This window comes from Bartonella vinsonii subsp. berkhoffii ATCC 51672 (assembly GCF_902825225.1).
GTDB lineage: Bacteria > Pseudomonadota > Alphaproteobacteria > Rhizobiales > Rhizobiaceae > Bartonella > Bartonella berkhoffii.
Window position 1 is genome coordinate 1 of the sequence record NZ_CADEAK010000379.1, and the last position, 290, is coordinate 290.

The 290-nt window shown below is 42.1% G+C and carries 1 pseudogene; it reads left to right on the forward strand.

Going from position 1 to position 290, the window contains the following annotated elements:
* Positions 1-290, forward strand: a pseudogene (locus tag J7R10_RS09695) (filamentous hemagglutinin); the annotation flags it as partial.

Sequence of the window (290 nt, forward strand, 5' to 3'; positions counted from 1 at the left end):
TCTGATGGCAACAGGCGTATGTTCTATAATGGCATTTCAAATACACCAGATGACGCAGCGCGTAATGCCGTTCAGTTAGCTGATAATGAGCATAATCCCCTTTATTTTACATATTTTCCCCAAGCTGAAGACAAGCTCGTAGAGTTTGGGATAGCGATTTATCAGTATTTTGGGGGATGGAGTAATTCGAGCAAGAAGTACCAAAATCTGGTACTGAACTATGGCAATGATGGATTACTTATTAGTGCGCATAGCCGTGGTAGCTTAACAGTAGGTAACGGAATGCGTGA